This is a genomic window from Chromobacterium sp. ATCC 53434 (assembly GCF_002848345.1).
Classification (GTDB): Bacteria; Pseudomonadota; Gammaproteobacteria; order Burkholderiales; family Chromobacteriaceae; genus Chromobacterium.
The window spans coordinates 15,669-35,615 of sequence record NZ_CP025429.1 but is presented as its reverse complement, the minus strand read 5'-3'; the positions used below and the strand labels follow the sequence as shown (position 1 = coordinate 35,615).

Sequence of the window (19,947 nt, the reverse complement as noted above, 5' to 3'; positions counted from 1 at the left end):
CGCCGGCAGTCCGGGAAGCGCAACTTAACAAACTGTCCGGGAATGGTTGACCACTACAGGAGGCGTCCATACCATCTAACAAAATTCAGTTTTACGTCTGAGGCAAGTCGGCCAGCGCAGCATCAAGATTTTTGTTAGCCACTCTAATTACTGGCATTTATCCCTGTATACAACGGCTACCGGCAGAGTCTGGTCCTCCATGGTCAGGACCAGAGGGGCTGTCGTTGGCGTGCTTCTCTTTTTCATGTTGACATACCAGCAATAGTCAGGGCGACCTTCTTTGATACTGACCGTTACAGACTCCCCTTTCATGTAACGATAGGCTACCCCCCCAGCAGCCTTCCCCTGAGGGGCAGCAGACGTGGTTATATTGCGACTCGATATTTCAATGCTCCCTTTATCGTATTTTTCATCGCCGCTCATTGGGTCAGACATGACCAGATCAAATTCATTCGACAGAGGAGCAGGATAACGGTAATGCGGGTTAGAAAAATACTCAAGATTGTGGGTCGTAGCATTCTGTTTAAAGGCCCCTTTTATATATTCTGCCCGAACCCCTCCAGGGAAGACAATCGTGTCGTGGCCCTTTTTTTGAATATCTTGTGGAGCCGTGGTATCTGGTAGGTGATGGAGGCTTCCGTTGTTTACGGTTTTATTTGCAGGGTCAAAAATTATCAGACCCTGATTGATACCACCTGGAGCATCAATGATAAAACCAACGCCTCCTCCGGCAACACCATAACCTTTACCAAAAATATAATATGCATTATATCCTGTATTAACGAGTCCAGAATTATGATTGCTGATGCCACTGAATGCCAGTAGCTCCCCATCATACTTCCAGGGATAAATTCCCTCAACAAAGATATCGCTAACGTCTCTGCCCTTACCGGCACTGCCGCCACGGAACTGTGGCCTGCTGTCGGTTCGCCAGTAAATATTGGTTGTATTCAGTTTTCCGTCGTTAAAGCGTCGCCCGTCTATCTCGCTCAGATCCGTGCAGGTGCTGAGCGTTGTGCTTAGCCAGTCTTTGTACCAGAACTGATTGACATAACTGCTGGCGGAAACATGTCCCTGTTGTATCAGCCTGTTTAGCCAGGACGGCACAGTGCCTCTGGATGGCTGACACTCCACCGGATACTGTTCAGGCTTAAGGCTGTCTTCCGCTACTGTTCCGCCAGCGACAAAACACAATGCGAAGCCACAGAGCATTTTTATACACTTACTTTTCATTTATCACCTCATCTCATGAATAAACTGAACATTCAAGCAGTGACCCCATTCCCAGGGCCCTCAGAGACAAAATTTTGGCGACTTCCCGCTTACAACCCCATATTGACCCTAGCCTATCAAGTCCGGCAGATGCAAGATGTTCGACAAGACGACGCTGGCGAGCTGAGATTATATTGTCGATACCGCAGGGTGGCGCAGTCGACATGATATGAGATGTAAAAGTTCAGACTTGATCTGACAGTCAGGCCTTGCCGAGAGGTGGGGTTACCCGTTTTGATAGAGGTGCGAATCTTCATCAAGACAGCGCGCAAGCGCAGGAGTAACCCCATGGCTAGTCTCAACCAGAACATCATCAAGCACAAGATCGGCCTACTGAATCTGGCCGCCGAGCTGGGCAACGTGTCCAAGGCCTGCAAGATGATGGGCATGTCCCGCGACACCTTTTACCGCTACCAGAATGCCGTCGCAGAAGGAGGTATCGATGCGCTTTTCGATGCCAATCGGCGCAAGCCCAACCACAAGAACCGCATAGACGAAACCATCGAAGCCGCCGTTGTCGCCTATGCGACCGAGCAGCCCGCGCATGGTCAGGTTCGCGTCAGCAACGAACTGCGCCAGCGCGGCGTGTTTGTCTCGCCATCCGGCGTCCGCTCCGTCTGGCTGCGGCACGACCTGGCGTCGTTCAAGCAACGGCTGCTGGCCTTGGAGCGGGTGATTGCCGAGCAGTCCATTACGTTGACCGACGCGCAGATCGCAGCGCTGGAACGCAAGCAGGAAGACGATGTCGCGCACGGTGAGATCGAAACGGCCCATCCGGGCTATCTGGGATCGCAGGACACCTTTATGTCGGCACGATCAAAGGCGTCGGGCGAATCTACCAACAGACCTTCGTCGACACCTACAGCAAAATGGCCTTTGCCAAGCTATACACCACCAAGACGCCGATTACCGGAGCGGATCTGCTCAATGACCGAGTCCTGCCGTTCTTTGCTGAGCATGAGATGGGCGTACTGCGCATTCTGACCGATCGCGGCACGGAGTATTGCGGCAAGCCGGAAGGCCATGATTATCAGCTTTACTTGGCGGTGAACGACATCGAACACACCAAGACCAAGGCCCGGCATCCGCAAACGAACGGCATCTGCGAGCGCTTCCACAAAACGATCCTGCAGGAGTTTTACCAGGTGGCGTTCCGCAAGAAGCTTTACCTGACGCTCGACGAGTTACAGGCGGATCTGGATGCCTGGCTGATCCACTACAATCAAGAACGAACCCACCAGGGAAAGATGTGCTGCGGCCGTACGCCGTTGCAGACCTTTATCGAAGGCAAATCGGAATGGAGGGAAAAGGTCGACAAGCTGAATTGATCTGACAATCGGGCGCCGTCAAGCCTGTCCGAATTTTTGTGTAAACGGGGTTTGGGTTACGCCTGTGGAATGCGTTCCTCGAACTGAATGGTAAAGCGAGTCAGCGCTGCCTTCCAATCCCGAATCGGCATGGTCCACTTCTGACTGATGTTCCTCAGCGCCAGATAGAACAGTTTCAGCAACGCCTCATCACTCGGGAACGAGCCCCGATTCTTGGTCAGCTTTCGCAGACTCATATTCACCGACTCGATGGCATTGGTGGTGTAGATCACTTTCCTGATCTCCGGCGGGTAGTCGAAGAATGGCGTTAACCGAGCCCAGTTGCGCCGCCAGGACTGACCAATCGGCAAATACTCATCATCCCACTTGGCCTCAAACTCACCTAGCCGCTGCTCAGCTTCGTCGAGGGTGGCCGATTGGTAGATTCGTTTCAGGTCGGCGGCTACTTCAGCACGCCGCTTCCACGACACGTAGTTCAGGCTGTGTCGCACCATGTGTACGATGCACAACTGCACGGCTGCTTTCGGGAAGACCGCCTCGATAGCCTCCGGGAAGCCCTTCAGGCCATCGACGCAGGCGATAAAGATGTCCTGTACGCCCCGGTTACGCAGTTCGGTCACGACCTGAAGCCAGAACTTGGCTCCCTCCGTCTGCGCCAGCCACATCCCCAGCACCTCCTTCTCTCCAGCCAGGGTAACGCCGATGGCGAGATAGACGGCTTTTACGCGTACAGCCCCCTCACGTACCTTCACGTGGATGCAGTCGAGGTAGATGATTGGATAAACCGAATCGAGAGGGCGAGCCTGCCAAGCTTTGACCTCTTCGGTGACGGAATCCGTGATGGAGGAGATCAGGCTGGGTGAGACCTCTGTGCCATACATTTCTTCCAGATGGGCCTGAATTTCCCGAACAGTCATCCCCCGGGCGTAAAGCGAGATGACTTTGTCGTCGAATCCGGTCCAGCGGGTCTGGTGCTTGGGAATGAGTTGCGGCTCAAAGGTACCCTGGCGGTCGCGTGGTACCTCGATAGGCAATTCACCGAACTCGCCCTTGAGGGTCTTTCGGCTCTTGCCATTCCGGGTGTTACCGGAGGGATTGAGCACCGGCTCGTGTTTGCTATGGCCAAGGTGTGCGGCCATCTCGGCATCCAGTGCTTTCTCGACCAGCAGCTTGGTGAGCTGTTTGAGCAAGCCGTTCTCGCCGATGAGGTCTTCGGGCTTCTGGTAATTGGCCAGCAAGCTGTCCAGTAGTGTGTCAGGTACGTCGTGTTTCTTCGAGCTCATTGTGTCTCCAGACTAGGTGGCAGTTTCCTGCCAAATGTCCGTTTACACAAAATTCAGTACACGCCCCCATCACTAGTTTATGCCGCAGGCAGATTTGATCCAGCCCAATACAATCCAGTCGGGAATAGATTGCATGGAAGTGATTTTATGATCGCTTGACAAGCGTATTTTTCTTATTAATCCGGCAGTCAAATACCGTACAGAAAGCTCATGCCGCGTAGCGGATTTTTTCATGCCGGAAGTACGACCGGATTCTGGCCGGCTGCTTCTGCAATGAGCGTAAATGGGACAGCACTTTCCCTTGAAGTTGACCGTCTGATCGAACCGGCTCACCTGCGCTCATTCTGGCCTTCAGGTCGCCGTTCAAGTATTCATCCGGGTTCAGTTCCGGTGAGTAGCTGGGCAGGAAGAACAACTCAATCGCCTTCTTGTTCTCTTCCTCCTCCAACCATGCTTGCACCAGCTTGCTGTGATGCACGCGCAAGTTGTCGAGGATCAAGAACACCTTCTTGCCGCCAGCATCACGGATCAGCCGCATCAGAAACTTGATCAGCACCCGGGCCGTCAAGGTCTCCCGGTACAGCATGAAGCGCATCTTGCCTTGGTTGGTAATGGCCGAAATCAAGTTGATGCGCGCTCTTTTCGATTGGGATAACACCAGAACTGGGGTTTGGCCTTTTGGGGCGTAGCCACGCGGAAAGTGCTCAACACTCGACACCGCCGATTCGTCGCCCCAGCTGATTTCAGCCATTTCCGCTTTGGCACGCGCGACGATAGCCGGGTATTCCTCCTTGAGCCATTTCTCGACTGCTGCCGGTCGCTGCTCATAAGCGCGTTTGAGCGGGCGCTGCGGCGTAAAGCCCCAGCGGGCCAAGTACAGACGGACAGTACGGATCGGCAGATCGATCAGAAACATCTGCTTGATTACAGCCTTGACCGCCTGAGCACTCCACAGGGCAAACCTCAGCTTCATCTGGTCTGGCGTGCGATCCACGATGTCCTGCTTGATCCGGGCTTCCTGCGCCTCGGTCAGCCGACGGCCGGTGCCTTCGGCGCGACCGCGCTTCTGTTCTTTGAATCCCTGCGCACCTAGTGCTGCCTCACGCACCACCCAGGCGGAAATGGTGGGGCGGCGCAGCCCGAGTTCTTCGGCAATACTGGCTTGAGACCGGCCTCGCTTGTACATCCGGATAGCGGTACGCCTCAGCTGCTCACGGGCGGCCAGTTCAAGCTTGCGCACATCGATTTTTTCCATGCCGGAAGTATACAATCTGTACGGATTATTACTGCCGGATTAATATCTATAACATTTTAATATTAAAGCCGCTATTTTTATATGATTGTGTTTTGGTAAGGTTTTGAATCATGGACTTAATTAAATTTATTGTATATTTATTTCTTCCAACACTCTCGTATGCAGAGGAAGTTTCAATTGTGACGGGAGAATTCCCCCCCTTCTCGTCTGAAGCAATGCAAAGTGGCGGCGTTGCAACAGAAATTGTCAAGGCTGTTTGCGATGTGCAAAATATATCAATTAATATAAAATACCTTCCATTTCCGAGAGCGGAACTTCTCGTCCAGACTGGAAAAGCTTTTGCCGTTTATCCATATCAAAAAAATGCAGAGCGAAGGGAGTTATTTTACTTCTCTGATTCTATTGCACCTTGGACCGGGAGGTTTTTTTACAAAAAATCCCATATCAAATCTCCACCTTTAAATTATAACTGGGAAAGCTTAAAACCCTATAGCATGATGGGAACGATCGGTTATTGGTATGTGCCTATTTTTAAAAAGAAAGGCCTAAATATTGAACTTGGCAATAGTGATGTGAATGCCTTTAGAATGTTATCCGTGGATAGAGCAGATTTGGTTCCTGCAAGCACTGAAAGGGGCTGGTGGATAATTAAACATGAGTTTCCAAAAATCATGCAAGACGACTTTGCCACATTGGAGAAGCCCCTTATTAACGGAGAAATGTTCTTAATGGTTTCGAAACAATACCCAAATTCAAAGGAATTGTTGGATAAATTCAACTCTGGGCTGGGGGAAATAATAAAAAATGGAACTTATAATCAAATTGTAACCAAATACAAAAAAATTTATCACATTCAAGAGGGCAGTGCAAATACGCCATTGGTTGAGCAATGATATTTGCTGGACGCATTTTCCAGGCGTAAACCCAACTCCGGTTACACAAAAAATCGCACACCCTCCGTCAAAATGGAAGACTGTCAGACCAAATTGAAACTTCTACGGCATGCAACAGCGCCACTTTGAACAGGAACTTAGTGCAAATTACCCCACCGTGCCACCGCTGGTTCGGCCGATGCCCATTTCCAAATTGAACCCTGACGACAAGCACTGGTGGCATACCAGTCTTCATATGCATTTGGTGTGTCGTCCACGGCGACCGAGAACAACAAGTCTTTGCAGGTGACCAACGCAGTAGTGAAGGTACGCGTGACCCTCACCCGACCATGATTGTTTTCAATGGGAAAAGTATGCTTGATGCGCCATGGCCGTATTTCACCTACTGGCAACCCACCAGCCACCGTAGCAATCAGATTCTGCTGGTCATTGTGCATACTACGCATGTATCGGTTGATCGCTTCATCCGTTGTAGCCTGCACGGCAATTCCCACACCAATACCGATCGCCGGATTGCTGGTTATCAGGCCGGTAGCAAGACCCGCTGTTGCACCACCGACAGCCCCCATAGATGAACACCCTCCTAACACGGCCGCCATGCTGAGATACAATGCGCTGCAGATCAGTATCCGCTGCCACCTTTCTTTCATTGCAGTGCCCCCCACCGTTCGGTAGCCGGTTCTGCGGAGGCCCATTTCCAGGTAGTGCCATCGTGGCAAATCGCGGCGACATAGAAGGCACTGCTGGTAGCGGCATCCCTTTTCGCATCTTGATCGATCGAGAAGACAATTTCTTTGCAATCCAATGCCCCGTCACTGATCAAACGACTGACGGTGACACGACCATGTTCATCATCTTCGATGGGTACGGAATGCACGACGCTCCAATGTGCAATGGTCCCCACTCTAAGTGGTCCAGCAACATTAGCGATGCTATCTTGGGCATAGGTATGGGCAACGCGCTCAGAATATTGCACTCCTGCCTTCGTCGCTGCGACTACGCCCAGGCCGATACCGGTTGCAACGGCAGCATTACGGGTAACCTTGGCTGCGAGCGCTGCACCTACAATGCCAGCGCCGGTTGTGGCACTTTCTGAATAAACGGAACTACATCCATTCAATGCTGCCGTCGACACAAGTACTAGCAGGTAAATCCGTATTTTTCTCGGCAATTGAGTAGCTGAAATGCGATACGTTTGGTCGTTCATGTTGCTGGTTGTTTCCATGTCTTGCCTATCGGATAATTTTCAAAATTTAATGTGCCTGAATTTAAGGATTAGCAGGGATTTGTGACAAAATAGCCGCTTCCAAGCTAGTCTGAATGAATTAGACAGTCAATTCAGCACGATTTGCCAAATTGTTGCTGACTGCCAAGTCGGCTAATGACAAATTAACTGATCACCGGTTAGTATTTGTCATGATAGTTTTCATAATTTCGTTGCTCATATTCATATAGCATATAACTAGACCACCTCATATGATGAGGCCATCAGCCAAGCAGCAGACTGGCTCAGAAATTCCTCCCTTAGCAACCAGCGTATCGTGTTCCGCGCACTGGGTATTCAAAAGCTGGCGGGGTGCATCATTTATGTAGATCTTCATATCATTCATCTATTTTTTTGCTGCCAGATGGCTTTGTTGCATAAGTTGGTTTTAGAATACAAAACCTCTTTTTCCAGATGAATTTATGGCAGACGTACCATCTTCAGCGCCCCGAGATGCGTGAAGCAGTTCAAGATTACTGCCCGTACTTAGGATTCTGAGGCTTGACGGACGAAGTTTTTACCATCACTCGCTCACCAAGCAACTTAAAGCCGTATATCTTGATTTCTATTCGACTGCGGCGATAGTAACCACTGCATTGCCTTCAAATCGCGTAACCCAGATAGTGCCTGGTATGTATAACCTCGTTACGGACTCCAACATTCAGCCGATTTTCCTTACACCACCTGGCATTTTTCTGAGTAGGAATGCTTGTCACTTGATAATCGCTTCATGGTAGCCTTTGGTGTCGTCAGCACCATCTTTACCTAGGGTAGCTAACAAAACCTCCGACTATCATCAGTAAGTCACTGATCTAGCACAATGGCGTACGTGATAAATTCAGAAAATTAAAAACTATAGCCTGAGGTTTTGTTAGCGGTTCTTAACCTAATTCACCTAATAGGGTTAGATAAAAATCTTTTGCGAATGTAATTTAGCGCCGTATTACCCATAGTGCCGCATAAACCTGCGATGGCCAGCGTGAAGTAATAGCTTTTAGCATTCTCAAAGCCAAGTAATCCACCGAGAAGGCCAGTAAATCCAGATATAATTACCTGACTCAAAATATCGAACAGATTCCAGCTTCGCTGTTTTTCTTGAACATCTATGATATATCGGACAATACCGCCCCATGCTGAAAAACCACCGATTAACACCCAAGTAAGAATTTGCGTACCGCTAGGTTTTAAAACAAGCATTAATCCTCCATTGACCTCGAACAGCAATAATTACGGTATATGCACATATAGTGGCGCGAATTTTCACTTCTAAATTTTTATTGCCTGAAGCTTCCGCAACGCATACAGAGATGTGAATGCTAATAATAACTGTCGTCGAGCAAACAATATTTTAAGATTATCAGATAATTCTTAAAAAGCGCCCGATGAAATCGCCCTTGCTATGACTCCGGCAGCTAAATTTCGTACCGAATCTTTGCCTAACTTATTGATCTACAATAGTGTTTCTGTACGGTAAATTGTTGCCGGATTAATAATGTGTGGAAGCCCCGATTTGACAGCCCTCCACTTTGATGGCCGCTGTCAGATCACGAGGCTTTACGCATGTTGACAATCCTGGGATATGTCGGTCACAGTCTGAGCATCTTTCCATCTCTAATGAACCTTGGAAGGAGCTACGCAGCTCTGTTTGATACTATTAATCCGGCAGTCAAATACCGTACAGAAAGCTCATGCCGCGTAGCGGATTTTTTCATGCCGGAAGTACGACCGGATTCTGGCCGGCTGCTTCTGCAATGAGCGTAAATGGGACAGCACTTTCCCTTGAAGTTGACCGTCTGATCGAACCGGCTCACCTGCGCTCATTCTGGCCTTCAGGTCGCCGTTCAAGTATTCATCCGGGTTCAGTTCCGGTGAGTAGCTGGGCAGGAAGAACAACTCAATCGCCTTCTTGTTCTCTTCCTCCTCCAACCATGCTTGCACCAGCTTGCTGTGATGCACGCGCAAGTTGTCGAGGATCAAGAACACCTTCTTGCCGCCAGCATCACGGATCAGCCGCATCAGAAACTTGATCAGCACCCGGGCCGTCAAGGTCTCCCGGTACAGCATGAAGCGCATCTTGCCTTGGTTGGTAATGGCCGAAATCAAGTTGATGCGCGCTCTTTTCGATTGGGATAACACCAGAACTGGGGTTTGGCCTTTTGGGGCGTAGCCACGCGGAAAGTGCTCAACACTCGACACCGCCGATTCGTCGCCCCAGCTGATTTCAGCCATTTCCGCTTTGGCACGCGCGACGATAGCCGGGTATTCCTCCTTGAGCCATTTCTCGACTGCTGCCGGTCGCTGCTCATAAGCGCGTTTGAGCGGGCGCTGCGGCGTAAAGCCCCAGCGGGCCAAGTACAGACGGACAGTACGGATCGGCAGATCGATCAGAAACATCTGCTTGATTACAGCCTTGACCGCCTGAGCACTCCACAGGGCAAACCTCAGCTTCATCTGGTCTGGCGTGCGATCCACGATGTCCTGCTTGATCCGGGCTTCCTGCGCCTCGGTCAGCCGACGGCCGGTGCCTTCGGCGCGACCGCGCTTCTGTTCTTTGAATCCCTGCGCACCTAGTGCTGCCTCACGCACCACCCAGGCGGAAATGGTGGGGCGGCGCAGCCCGAGTTCTTCGGCAATACTGGCTTGAGACCGGCCTCGCTTGTACATCCGGATAGCGGTACGCCTCAGCTGCTCACGGGCGGCCAGTTCAAGCTTGCGCACATCGATTTTTTCCATGCCGGAAGTATACAATCTGTACGGATTATTACTGCCGGATTAATATTGAGGAGACCAACGTGCATGCATAGATAACACCCGAGATGATTTGAAAATCAAACTACCAGCCGTTCATAGAATTGGATCAATTCAAAAGTTCGTCATGTCTCGGAACTTTACCGGCAAGTGGCAGAACTTGAATTTAGCACATCGATCCTGAATCGTTTTATTGAGTTGGGCGTACCGCAGATGATACGAATGGGATAAGCCTCTACTCGGGTTAGTGGAAGCGGGCTTAACTGGCTTATGCAACAAAGCTCAACCAAGCTGCGATAGCGGCCAGACTCAAGAAAAATAGCTTCCACAAAATAAAGGTGGTTCAGAATAGATTATGTAGCACTGAAGTATTCTAGCGATTACGATTTCTTAAAAGGGTGACAGATGACGTTAAGGCAAGCAGGAGAATACACTGGTGATGCAGAGCTAGACAAAGCCCATGCCACTGCAAAAATGGCAAGAGTATCGGGTGAATTTGGTAATGCTCTGCAAGAGATAACGCCACCAAAATTCTTCCCTAAATTTACCTTATTCTTTGATGGCACTATGAACAATAACGATGTGTCGCCAAATAACAAATCCAATGTGGCTAGATTATTTTTGGCGGCATACAATGATCATGAAAAAGAATTTTTCCCCAGGTATATAGCAGGATTGGGAACTGAATATATACCAAAAGACAACCCAGAAGTTGGCGCAGACAAGGGAGGGACAATGGGAGCAGGTTTTGGAAAAGGCGGCGAAATGCGCTTAAAAGATGCGATGCTCTACATAGAAAAGACACTTGGGGAAAAATACTCCAATACCATGTTGAACATTGAAATTGTAAGGGTGAATGTTATTGGATTTTCACGAGGAGCGACCTTGTCAAGAGCTTTTGTCAATAGAATTATAAAAGAAAAATCTGATATAAATAAAAAAGGGCAGCTAGTCTATAAATTAGACTTTTACGGAGTGCCGGTTCCGCTTGAGATTGGATTCCTTGGTATTTTTGATACGGTTGCATCAGTCGGTGGGCCAGCATTGCATAAGAATTGGGCAAGTGAAATCAGAGTCCCATCTGAAGTGAAACGGTGTGTTCACATTGTATCAGCGCATGAAGTTAGACGTGCGTTTCCATTAGATTCAATTGAGTATAAAAATCGATACCCGGAAAATAGTGAAGAAGTCGTTTACCCTGGCGTGCATTCTGACGTAGGTGGTGGATATTATCCAAATGAACAAGGTAGGAATCTGAAATTAACTAAGATACCATTGCGAAAAATGTACTTAGAAGCGATAAAAGCCGGTGTTGGATTGAAATCACTTAAAGAAATGGATAGGAATATCCTGCAGGAGTTTACGCCTGAAAATAAAGATAAGCTTCTCAATATTTTCCACTCTTATGGGCACCTCGAAAAACCCCGGGGTGCCCTCAGCTGGTAAAATTATACCGTCCAGACTCTTGCCGAGCTTGAGCCCGATGAAACCACGCAACGCCATCAAGAAAGACCTGTTCGCCGCCGACCACCACCGGCAGAAGATCGACCACCTGGGCGACCCTCTGGTCGAGATCGAGAAGCACATCAACTTTGCCGCCTTGGCGGCCGAGGTCGATCGGGTCGCGCCTCGGCCAGTCAGCCAGCAGGGCGGCCGCCCGCCGTTTCCGACCGAAACGATGGTGCGGATTCTGGTCCTCAAGCGGCTGTACAACCTGTCCGATGAACAAATGGAGTATCAACTGCTCGACCGGATGAGTTATCAGCGTTTCTGTGGGCTGGGCCAGGCGGTCAACATCCCTGACCGCACCACGATTTGGACCTTCGAGAATCGGATCGGCGAAACCGGGGCCCGTGCACTGTTCGATGGCGTGTCAGCACAATTGCTCAAGCAAGGCTATATCGCGCGCGGCGGCCAAATCATCGACGCGACGTTGGTGCCAGCGCCGAAGCAGCACAACAGCAGCGACGAGAAGATGCTGCTCGATCAGGGCGCAACGCCGGCCGATTGGAAACCCGCGAAGCGGCGCCAGAAGGACCAGGATGCCAGCTGGACCAAAAAGCACGGCAAATCCTACTTTGGCTACAAACTGTCGGTGAACGTCGACAACAAATACAAGCTGATCCGCAAGTTCAAAACTGATACGGCCAGTACGCATGACAGCCAGCATTTCGACAACGTCTTCGATACCAGCAATACAAGCCGGGATGTTTACGCCGACCGAGGCTATCCGTCCGAGGCCCGTGGAGCGCAGCTTGCCCAAGACAGATTTCGGAATCGGATTCAGCGAAAGGGGCACGCCAACAAGCCGCTGTCCGAGTGCCAGCAGCAGCGCAACCACCGCATCGCCAAGGTTCGTGCCCGTGTCGAACACGTGTTCGCCATGATTGATCAGATGGGAGGCAAGTTGGTCCGCACAATTGGCCAACCGCGCGCGAACTTTGCGCTGACGATGATGGCGACCTGTTACAACCTAAAGCGCTTGGTGTTCCTCCGGAAAGCCGGAATCGTGGCCTTCTGACGCCCGAAATGGGCTGAATCGCTGCGTTGAGCGGTGATCCGTTGCAGAAAACGATCCGAATATGGCCGCAAGCGTCATGCTGTTGTTAGGCTTGCTGAAAAGCTTGGGTTATTCGAGATGCCCTATAATCCGGGACGTTCCAAATCATAGGGCAGAATTGCCTACAGGAGCCGGGGCAGTCCACTGGACCAGCTACGGACTCTGGCGCGCAAACTGGTCGAAAAATCTCGCTAGCCACCCAGCCACGCCCCAGTGTTGTGGAGAGACGCATTCGACTTCAACAGTCGGCTCGCCCCAGGCCACCTGCTTTTACGCCCAAGCCACCCACTTGCGCCCATAGCAGGCCCTCATATGGTCGTAGAGCCAGTTGAATGCATAGGTATACGGCAGGAAGAAGGCGAAGAAAGCCAAATCCACCCAGAATGCCTGCAAATAGCCGATCTCCAGCCACCACGCGGCCAGCGGCACCAGCGCAATGATCAGGCCGCCCTCGAGCATGCAGACAACGCAGCCCGCTGCCGCGCCGCCAGCCGAACGCCCGCTCCGCACGTTCAAACAGAGCGTTGAAAACCATATTCCACAGCATGGCCACTGTCGCCATCATCAGCGCCAGCGCACCCATGTGCTCGACCCCCAAATCGGTCACCCACGTGCCCAAGCCTACCAATAGCAGCAGTGCACACGATTCGAACAATACGGCGTGGCCGATTCGTTCCCATATGCTTTTATGATGTGCTTCGTTCATGATCATCCTACACAGTGATATTCAAACACGCACATTATGATCGGAATTTAACCCAGTTATAAATTAATATCCATCGATATTACCGATAGATTGACAAGAATTCACCACGCCTAGCGGTGGCCTCATCCACGCCAACCACACCCGACGCGTCGAACGGCAAGCCATCTTGGGCAGCGCATCTCAAAGTGCGGCCTTCCAAAAATTGGCAGCCCCACGTTGCTCCAGCCCCTCGATACGCTGCCATTGGGACGCAAACGACTCGGCTATGGCTTCAGGCGTTACGCCAGCCAAGGGGGTACGCCCGTTATACGCATCAGCTCATAGCTCCATTCTCTCAAGTGAGGGAGCCTCCGCGAAACCAGGATAAATTTCCAGCGCATTTACTCAGATTATCGTCCAGCATGCAACATGTAGGATGGTAATAAATCAGCCAACTGCTCCACGGTGCAGGGCTTTTGTATGAACCCTGCAAACCCCTCTTCAATATAACGTTCACGTTCTTTATTCTCTGAGTAGGCAGATAATATGCAGAAACAGCATGGGTAATTAATCCAGTTATCGGTAGCTCTTATTTTACGTGCCAACTGATAGCCATGTATGTCTCCAAGTTTCAAATCCATTAAAGTTAGATCAAAGATCTCTTCTCTCCATGCGGTAAGTGCCGCATAGCCACTTTCTTCGGCGCGCACAACAAATCCTAACAACATTACTTGCTCCTGAATTATTTTTCTACAAATAGCATCATCATCAACAAGTAATACTTTTCTCCCTCTCCCAATGTTCAGAAACTTAGTCAAATGAGGAGGTATTATTGAATTTTCTAGCTTACCTATACTGATTGCCAATGCCTCCATTAATCGGGCGCAACTAAAATCAGACCGAGGAATTAGTGATGTTTTTATGCCCAATATCACAATATCCGACACATCACTGATAGAGATGTCAGCCGGTGGCACCGTGACAATTTTAGCATTGCAATGGAAAAGCCATTTTTCAACGTATTCCCTTAAAATTTCATGACGAATATGGACAAAAACCCGAAAATCATGTAACAATATCGATGCTTGCTCTGTGAATTTTTCATGCCCTTTCAAAGGGCCGAGCGGTAGCGCCACATCAAACATTGATCCCTTGTTTAGCTTACTGTAAACCTCAATATCCCCCCCCATCTTTCTTGCTAACTTTCTTGTAATGGCAAGTCCCAATCCAACGCCCCCTTTCTCTGGATTTTCTCGGCTATAAAAAGTAAATAACTTACTCTGAAAAGCCTCCGTCATCCCCGCTCCTGTATCAGTAACTACTATCCTGAAATTATTTTTGGAAGCAACTATTGTTCTAACCACAATCTCACCAGTCATAGTAAATTTTATAGCATTACTAACTAAGTTAGAAGTTATTTGCATAATGCACGCTTCATCGCCATAACAATAATAACTAACCCCAGGATCCCATAACGAAAACAGTGCCAATTGCTTTTTCTTGGCTTCAGCTTGAAATAGCGCCACCGAATTATCAACGACAGCGGCAAGATTGATTAACTCTGACTTCAGAACAACCGAATTTGATTCCAATTTTGAAAAATCTAGCAACTCATTTAACTTTCCTTGCAATAATTCAGTGGAATGCGTAGCAATATCCAACTGCCGCTTTTGTTCAGAGGTCAATGTAGAATGCCTTAGCAAACTCAACGTCCCCAACACCCCGGTCATGGGAGTTCTAACCTCATGGCCAATAGCTGCAAGAAAATCGGTCTTATTTTTGCTTTCTAAATCTGCCAGTGTAAAATGATGCATTGCCTGCACCGCTTCTTTTTTAGCTTCATTACGAAATCCTGTCACTCTGTAATTAACCCATATTAATGCCAGAATGATAACAACAAAAATAACACTAGGTACGGAAATATATAATGCGACATCTTTAATATCATACCCATTTTTGATATTTATTACGTGTTGATATTTATGTAAGTAATCCAAAAAATCTGTCGATTGGGCAGACATGTAGTAATTTAAATTTTTTGCCAAAATTTTTGCACGAAATGGAATAGCTAGAACCAGTTTTTCATTCCAAACCACACTCTCATCTAGATATAAATTTCCAGCATGATTGGATAGCAAGAATTTTGATGCGGCCTCAATGCTAACTGCTGCCATATCTGCTTTCCCAGTTGACAAAGCCTGAAGACTTTGTTCTGTCGTTTCTGTTTTTAATATTATTTTCGGCAGATGAAATCCATGATAGTCAACGGCTGGAAAGTGCATCAGTTGGCCCGAAATTACTCCTGACTTATTTCTCTTTGTAGACCGAACCAAACCCCAAGCAACCGTATCATAGGGAATGCTTATAATTGCCTTATCAAACAGCTTTGGAGAATAGGGAGTTGCTACAACGATATCCAAATTTGAAGCGTTCATAGCTTGAACTACGTCTATATTTTTTGGTAGCAAAATAATTTTGTATGGGATATTAAAATTTCTAAAAAATGGAATTAACAAAGTGGCCGCCACACCAACCCAGCGTCCTTGTGTATCAACTCTATCATAGGGAAATGACTCGTTCATCAAGCCTACACGAATGAAGCCATGTTTTTCAAACCAACGCTTATCAATGCTAGATAGGAATTTCTCAGGCGGCCCTTTTCTCTGAATTAACCACCTTGATTGTATTTGGGCCAGCCTATCAGTAGAGATTACATCTAGTCCATGCTGTATTGTATTCTGCAGTAATTTACAATTTGATGAAACTGCGAAACGAATTGGTATAGAATATCTCTCAGCTGAAAAGCCAGAAATAAGCATAGGGCGGATATAAAGCTCACCACTCACTGATGGCAATTCAGCACCAGTACTTTGGATCATGCTTTCAAGAGATACTAATATTGCTAACTTTCCAGACACAACGGCCTGAGCACCCTGCAAGACACTACCATAATACCTTATTTTGGCTTTTGGAAAAGTCTTGGAAAAATAATCTAATAAAAATGGAGATCCCGATACGCCTATTTCATGTCCATCCTGAATTTGTTCGATAAGTTCCTTTTTTTTCTCTTTTGAAACCAATACAACTCGTTGATATGTATAAGGAGATGAGAACCATGCATTGAATTTTTCGATATGGAAGGCTACGTGAGGGATAATGTTGATATCACCTGATGCAAAAGCATGCCGCATGAGCTTTAATGTTGGGTAGGTTCGAAATAGAATTGGCAAATCACTTCCAATTAATACTTCATTTAACATGTCCACATCTAATCCGGCAGGAATTCCATCATTCTCCATAACACAAAATGGGCGATTGCAATTTCTTAAAACACCGACCATAGCTTTATGACATGCAGCCGATTCGATACGTGCGGCATAAGAGAAATTTACCACCGTGAAAATATAGAAAATTAATATAATCTCTTTTATTAATTTCATACCTAAGCTCACTGAAATCATTAAAACTTAATAGGTTAATTATCTTATTATTCAGAAGAGATTAATTTAAAATCTTCACTATTACCAAAATGGTGGTTCATTGCTGTTAGTAAGGATTCTGCTAGCCATTTTATGTAACCTTGTGTCAGAGCACATTTTGCGATTGGTTTTCTATAATCGGTTTACAATCGCACTTTATCTTTTACATTAAAAGTTCTTGATCGACTCTTAGCGAAAAGCATTCTTGGTATATTGGATAGTGCAAAGCATTTCGCTCGAAATAGATAATTCTCAATTGTCAAACAGAAAGGGTTCTGTTACATAAATTGTAGAAGTTCAGACTTGATCTGACAGTCTCCCGTTTTGACGGCGCCCGATTGTCAGATCAATTCAGCTTATCGACCTTTTCCCTCCATTCCGGTTTGCCACCGATAAAGGTCTGCAGCGGTGTTCGGCCGCAGCACATCTTGCCTTGATGGGTTCGCTCTTGATTGTAGTGGATAAGCCAGGCATCCAGGTCCGCCTGCAGCTCGTCGAGTGACAGGTACAGCTTCCTGCGAAACGCCACCTGGTAAAACTCCTGCAGGATCGTTTTGTGGAAGCACTCGCAGATGCCGTTCGTTTGCGGATGCCGGGCCTTGGTCTTGGTGTGTTCGATGTCGTTCACCGCCAAGTAAAGCTGATAATCATGGCCTTCCGGCTTGCCGCAATACTCCGTGCCGCGATCGGTCAGAATGCGCAGTACGCCCATCTCATGCTCAGCAAAGAACGGCAGGACTCGGTCATTGAGCAGATCCGCTCCGGTAATCGGCGTCTTGGTGGTGTATAGCTTGGCAAAGGCCATTTTGCTGTAGGTGTCGACGAAGGTCTGTTGGTAGATTCGCCCGACGCCTTTGATCGTGCCGACATAAAGGTGTCCTGCGATCCCAGATAGCCCGGATGGGCCGTTTCGATCTCACCGTGCGCGACATCGTCTTCCTGCTTGCGTTCCAGCGCTGCGATCTGCGCGTCGGTCAACGTAATGGACTGCTCGGCAATCACCCGCTCCAAGGCCAGCAGCCGTTGCTTGAACGACGCCAGGTCGTGCCGCAGCCAGACGGAGCGGACGCCGGATGGCGAAACAAACACGCAGCGCTGCCGCAGTTCGTTGCTGACGCACCTGTCCATGCGCGGGCTGCTCGGTCGCATAGGCGACGACGGCGGCTTCGATGGTCTCGTCTATGCGGTTCTTGTGGTTGGGCTTGCGCCGATTGGCATCGAAAAGCGCGTCGACGCCACCTTCTGCGACCGCATTCTGGTAGCGGTAAAAGGTGTCGAGGGACATGCCCATCATCTTGCAGGCCTTGGACACGCTGCCTAGCTCGGCGGCCAGATTCAATAGGCCGATCTTGTGCTTGATGATGTTCTGGTTGAGACTTGCCATGGGGTTACTCCTGCACTTGCGCGCTGTCTTGATGAAGATTCGCACCTCTATCAAAACGGGTAACCCCACCTCTCGGCAAGGCCTGACTGTCAGATCAAGTCTGAACTTCTACACATCAGCTAAGGTTTTAGTTTCAAGCAAAAATGTCTTTTAACGAACTTTTATTGCAAATCCGCGCCACACTCTTCGGACGCGCACTTGGCGTTATTCCACCGCCAATAGCTGGCGCACGCTGGCCATCGCCTCCACCAGCACAAGCGTCGGCAAACGCGACCAGACACTGTCGGCGCACAATACGCCCTGCGACAGTGCCTGCCAGGCTGCTGGATCCAGCACCTGTTCCGGCGCTGCTCTCCAGCGCCTGGAGCCAATCGGTCAACAGGGCGCGCGCCGGCACCAAGGCCTTGGGCGGCGACTGGAAATGCCGACTGGCGCCGAGCCGGGCGCTTTCGACATAGCAGGCCAGCTCCAGCACCCGCGGAAAGTCTGGGGGCGAGGTCTGCAAATAGGACAGCGCCAGATGGGCGCGCAAGGAGAATCCCTCCAGCTCGGCCGTCATCGCTATGGGTTTGCGAGAGTATCGTTGACTCATCACGCCTAAGAATCGAATGTCACGCCGCCATGATACGTAAAGATTACGGCATGGAGAGTCAATAAAAAACCGCGCTGAAGCGCGGGGAACATCCAAGTTGTCACATGATATAACCAGGGCGACATCCTGTTTTTGCAGGGCAGATAGCACCATCATGACGGATTGCGCTACCTTACTTTGTCCATGGATAGAACGCCAAGCTTCACATATGACATTACTTTACAAACTGCGTCATTCAGACGGACAGCTGTTCCAGTGTGCCGCCATTGTCCAGGAAAGTTTGCACCCAAACCGGCTTGCGGCCGCGGCCGGTCCAAGTCAGATTCGGGTCGATTTTGCTGCGGTATTTGACGGCCACCGACGCGCGCTCGATTTTGACCTGGCTAAAATCAGAGGTCAGGTCAAGACCGTATTGCTTGGCCAGCTCGAGGATCTGGCGTTTGGCTTCCGAACGCTCTTCTTTTTGCTTGGTGGCAATCACCGATTCAATCTGGCTTTGCAACGACAACAATTCGTTTAATGACTGGGACTTCAGGGTTTCGATATCCAACATGCGGGACTCCGTGCTGAGAAAACTAAATAAAATGAACTATACCCGACTCTATTTGAGTTTACACGCTCTTTCAACTGTATTTGCAAATATTTTCGATATAGACCGGCGCTGTTGCATAAATCCTAGATAGGGCGAGTTTCCCCTTTCCCCAAACGGATTTACGCCACAGCCACCGTGCACGGACGGCCCAGCATGCTGAAGCGGTTCAAGATGCGGCACGCACTTGCAGATCTGCCACTTGACCATCGAAACGCCGGGCCGTCACCCTTTCCCCCAGCCGTTTGAAGCAATGCATCTTGGTTTCCTCCAAGCTGCGGCGATGGTAGCTGCTCCAGCGCTTCCAGATCGCTCTGCCTGACGTAACCTGAGTTCCGTAGACACGCCTGTTTGGTAAAATTGAGCCAACAGGAGATGGCAGTGACAAAACGTCAAACACAATACACCCCAGAGTTCCGGGCGGAGGCTGTAAAGCTCGTAGTCGTACAGGGGCTATCGCTACATGAGGCCGCCGAACGGCTGAAGATATCGAAAGGGACCTTGGGCTACTGGGTCACCATGGCCCGTAAAAGCACTGCGCCCAGTGCAGCCGCTGCCGGGGGGCTAAAGAAGGTCTGAACAAGTCCCCGGTCTTCCCGTAAACTGATTCACCCT

Annotated in this window: 15 protein-coding genes and 4 pseudogenes; 5 read left to right on the top strand and 14 right to left on the bottom strand. The window is 49.3% G+C overall.

The genetic code is table 11. The features are described from left to right. Positions 1-147: 147 nt before the first annotated feature. Positions 148-1,233, bottom strand: coding sequence for a hypothetical protein (locus CXB49_RS23120; protein ID WP_158300545.1), 1,086 nt, complete (start codon positions 1,231-1,233; stop codon positions 148-150). Between the two features lie 327 nt (positions 1,234-1,560). Between CXB49_RS23120 and CXB49_RS00180 the strand changes: the two are divergent. Further along, a pseudogene (locus CXB49_RS00180) lies at positions 1,561-2,600 on the top strand (IS481 family transposase). Between the two features lie 56 nt (positions 2,601-2,656). Here the strand turns inward: CXB49_RS00180 and CXB49_RS00175 are convergent. Together CXB49_RS00175 and CXB49_RS00170 are read right to left on the bottom strand one after the other, a co-directional pair. Next, positions 2,657-3,883, bottom strand: coding sequence for an IS256 family transposase (locus CXB49_RS00175; protein WP_101706537.1), 1,227 nt, complete (start codon positions 3,881-3,883; stop codon positions 2,657-2,659). A gap of 208 nt (positions 3,884-4,091) precedes the next feature. Next, positions 4,092-5,138 (bottom strand): IS630 family transposase, encoded by a 1,047-nt coding sequence (locus CXB49_RS00170; RefSeq protein WP_101706528.1) that lies wholly within the window; start codon positions 5,136-5,138, stop codon positions 4,092-4,094. Positions 5,139-5,248: 110 nt separating this feature from the next. On the opposite strand from CXB49_RS00170, the gene CXB49_RS00165 reads away from it, so the two are divergent. Next, a complete protein-coding gene (locus tag CXB49_RS00165) occupies positions 5,249-6,031 on the top strand; it encodes an ABC transporter substrate-binding protein (protein WP_101706536.1) in 783 nt (260 codons plus the stop codon). Between the two features lie 137 nt (positions 6,032-6,168). On the opposite strand, the gene CXB49_RS00160 is transcribed toward CXB49_RS00165, so the two are convergent. The 4 genes from CXB49_RS00160 to CXB49_RS00145 all read right to left on the bottom strand — a co-directional run bounded on the left by CXB49_RS00160 (position 6,169) and on the right by CXB49_RS00145 (position 10,028). Then, the gene (locus CXB49_RS00160; RefSeq protein ID WP_101710542.1) at positions 6,169-6,681 is read right to left on the bottom strand and encodes a hypothetical protein; all 513 of its coding nucleotides are present in this window, start codon (positions 6,679-6,681) and stop codon (positions 6,169-6,171) included. Then, positions 6,678-7,256, bottom strand: a complete 579-nt coding sequence (locus tag CXB49_RS00155) for a hypothetical protein (protein WP_199406744.1) — start codon at positions 7,254-7,256, stop codon at positions 6,678-6,680. The genes CXB49_RS00160 and CXB49_RS00155 overlap by 4 nt, the downstream gene beginning before the upstream one ends. Positions 7,257-8,186: 930 nt before the next feature. Then, a complete protein-coding gene (locus tag CXB49_RS00150) occupies positions 8,187-8,492 on the bottom strand; it encodes a phage holin family protein (RefSeq protein ID WP_101706535.1) in 306 nt (101 codons plus the stop codon). Positions 8,493-8,981: 489 nt separating this feature from the next. Beyond that, on the bottom strand, positions 8,982-10,028 hold the full coding sequence (locus CXB49_RS00145) for an IS630 family transposase (RefSeq protein WP_101706528.1): 1,047 nt from the start codon (positions 10,026-10,028) through the stop codon (positions 8,982-8,984). A gap of 420 nt (positions 10,029-10,448) precedes the next feature. On the opposite strand from CXB49_RS00145, the gene CXB49_RS00140 reads away from it, so the two are divergent. Together CXB49_RS00140 and CXB49_RS00135 are read left to right on the top strand one after the other, a co-directional pair. Further along, positions 10,449-11,489, top strand: a complete 1,041-nt coding sequence (locus CXB49_RS00140; protein WP_101706534.1) for a DUF2235 domain-containing protein — start codon at positions 10,449-10,451, stop codon at positions 11,487-11,489. 37 nt (positions 11,490-11,526) lie between these two features. Beyond that, positions 11,527-12,564, top strand: coding sequence for an IS5 family transposase (locus tag CXB49_RS00135; protein WP_101706533.1), 1,038 nt, complete (start codon positions 11,527-11,529; stop codon positions 12,562-12,564). 309 nt (positions 12,565-12,873) lie between these two features. On the opposite strand, the gene CXB49_RS24025 is transcribed toward CXB49_RS00135, so the two are convergent. From CXB49_RS24025 to CXB49_RS00100, 7 genes and pseudogenes are all read right to left on the bottom strand, one after another. Continuing rightward, positions 12,874-13,062, bottom strand: coding sequence for a chlorhexidine efflux transporter (locus CXB49_RS24025; RefSeq protein WP_233492899.1), 189 nt, complete (start codon positions 13,060-13,062; stop codon positions 12,874-12,876). A gap of 100 nt (positions 13,063-13,162) precedes the next feature. Next, positions 13,163-13,309 (bottom strand): annotated as a pseudogene (locus CXB49_RS24020) (chlorhexidine efflux transporter); the annotation flags it as partial. Between the two features lie 389 nt (positions 13,310-13,698). After that, positions 13,699-16,728, bottom strand: coding sequence for an ATP-binding protein (locus tag CXB49_RS23115; protein WP_158300544.1), 3,030 nt, complete (start codon positions 16,726-16,728; stop codon positions 13,699-13,701). Between the two features lie 385 nt (positions 16,729-17,113). Beyond that, positions 17,114-18,151 (bottom strand): annotated as a pseudogene (locus CXB49_RS00110) (IS481 family transposase). A gap of 133 nt (positions 18,152-18,284) precedes the next feature. Continuing rightward, positions 18,285-18,899 carry a hypothetical protein gene (locus CXB49_RS23110; RefSeq protein WP_158300543.1) on the bottom strand — a complete coding sequence of 205 codons (615 nt, stop codon included), beginning with the start codon at positions 18,897-18,899 and terminating at the stop codon, positions 18,285-18,287. A gap of 79 nt (positions 18,900-18,978) precedes the next feature. Then, positions 18,979-19,296: an H-NS family nucleoid-associated regulatory protein gene (locus tag CXB49_RS00105; RefSeq protein ID WP_101706532.1), complete on the bottom strand. Its 318-nt coding sequence runs from the start codon at positions 19,294-19,296 to the stop codon at positions 18,979-18,981. A 158-nt stretch (positions 19,297-19,454) separates the two neighbouring features. Further along, positions 19,455-19,651, bottom strand: a pseudogene (locus tag CXB49_RS00100) (IS5/IS1182 family transposase); the annotation flags it as partial. Positions 19,652-19,707: 56 nt separating this feature from the next. Here CXB49_RS00100 and CXB49_RS00095 point away from each other — a divergent pair. Then, the gene (locus tag CXB49_RS00095; RefSeq protein WP_101706531.1) at positions 19,708-19,911 is read left to right on the top strand and encodes a transposase; all 204 of its coding nucleotides are present in this window, start codon (positions 19,708-19,710) and stop codon (positions 19,909-19,911) included. The last annotated feature ends 36 nt before the right edge of the window (positions 19,912-19,947 follow it).

Coding starts and splice junctions, on each gene's coding strand:
- CXB49_RS00170 (WP_101706528.1), bottom strand. CDS start 5,138: ATGGAAAAAATCGATGTGCGCAAGCTTGAACTGGCCGCCCGTGAGCAG.
- CXB49_RS00095 (WP_101706531.1), top strand. CDS start 19,708: ATGGCAGTGACAAAACGTCAAACACAATACACCCCAGAGTTCCGGGCG.
- CXB49_RS23115 (WP_158300544.1), bottom strand. CDS start 16,728: ATGAAATTAATAAAAGAGATTATATTAATTTTCTATATTTTCACGGTG.
- CXB49_RS00155 (WP_199406744.1), bottom strand. CDS start 7,256: ATGGAAACAACCAGCAACATGAACGACCAAACGTATCGCATTTCAGCT.
- CXB49_RS23110 (WP_158300543.1), bottom strand. CDS start 18,899: ATGATGGTGCTATCTGCCCTGCAAAAACAGGATGTCGCCCTGGTTATA.
- CXB49_RS00165 (WP_101706536.1), top strand. CDS start 5,249: ATGGACTTAATTAAATTTATTGTATATTTATTTCTTCCAACACTCTCG.
- CXB49_RS00140 (WP_101706534.1), top strand. CDS start 10,449: ATGACGTTAAGGCAAGCAGGAGAATACACTGGTGATGCAGAGCTAGAC.
- CXB49_RS23120 (WP_158300545.1), bottom strand. CDS start 1,233: ATGAAAAGTAAGTGTATAAAAATGCTCTGTGGCTTCGCATTGTGTTTT.
- CXB49_RS00105 (WP_101706532.1), bottom strand. CDS start 19,296: ATGTTGGATATCGAAACCCTGAAGTCCCAGTCATTAAACGAATTGTTG.
- CXB49_RS24025 (WP_233492899.1), bottom strand. CDS start 13,062: ATGCTCGAGGGCGGCCTGATCATTGCGCTGGTGCCGCTGGCCGCGTGG.
- CXB49_RS00135 (WP_101706533.1), top strand. CDS start 11,527: ATGAAACCACGCAACGCCATCAAGAAAGACCTGTTCGCCGCCGACCAC.
- CXB49_RS00145 (WP_101706528.1), bottom strand. CDS start 10,028: ATGGAAAAAATCGATGTGCGCAAGCTTGAACTGGCCGCCCGTGAGCAG.
- CXB49_RS00160 (WP_101710542.1), bottom strand. CDS start 6,681: ATGAAAGAAAGGTGGCAGCGGATACTGATCTGCAGCGCATTGTATCTC.
- CXB49_RS00175 (WP_101706537.1), bottom strand. CDS start 3,883: ATGAGCTCGAAGAAACACGACGTACCTGACACACTACTGGACAGCTTG.
- CXB49_RS00150 (WP_101706535.1), bottom strand. CDS start 8,492: ATGCTTGTTTTAAAACCTAGCGGTACGCAAATTCTTACTTGGGTGTTA.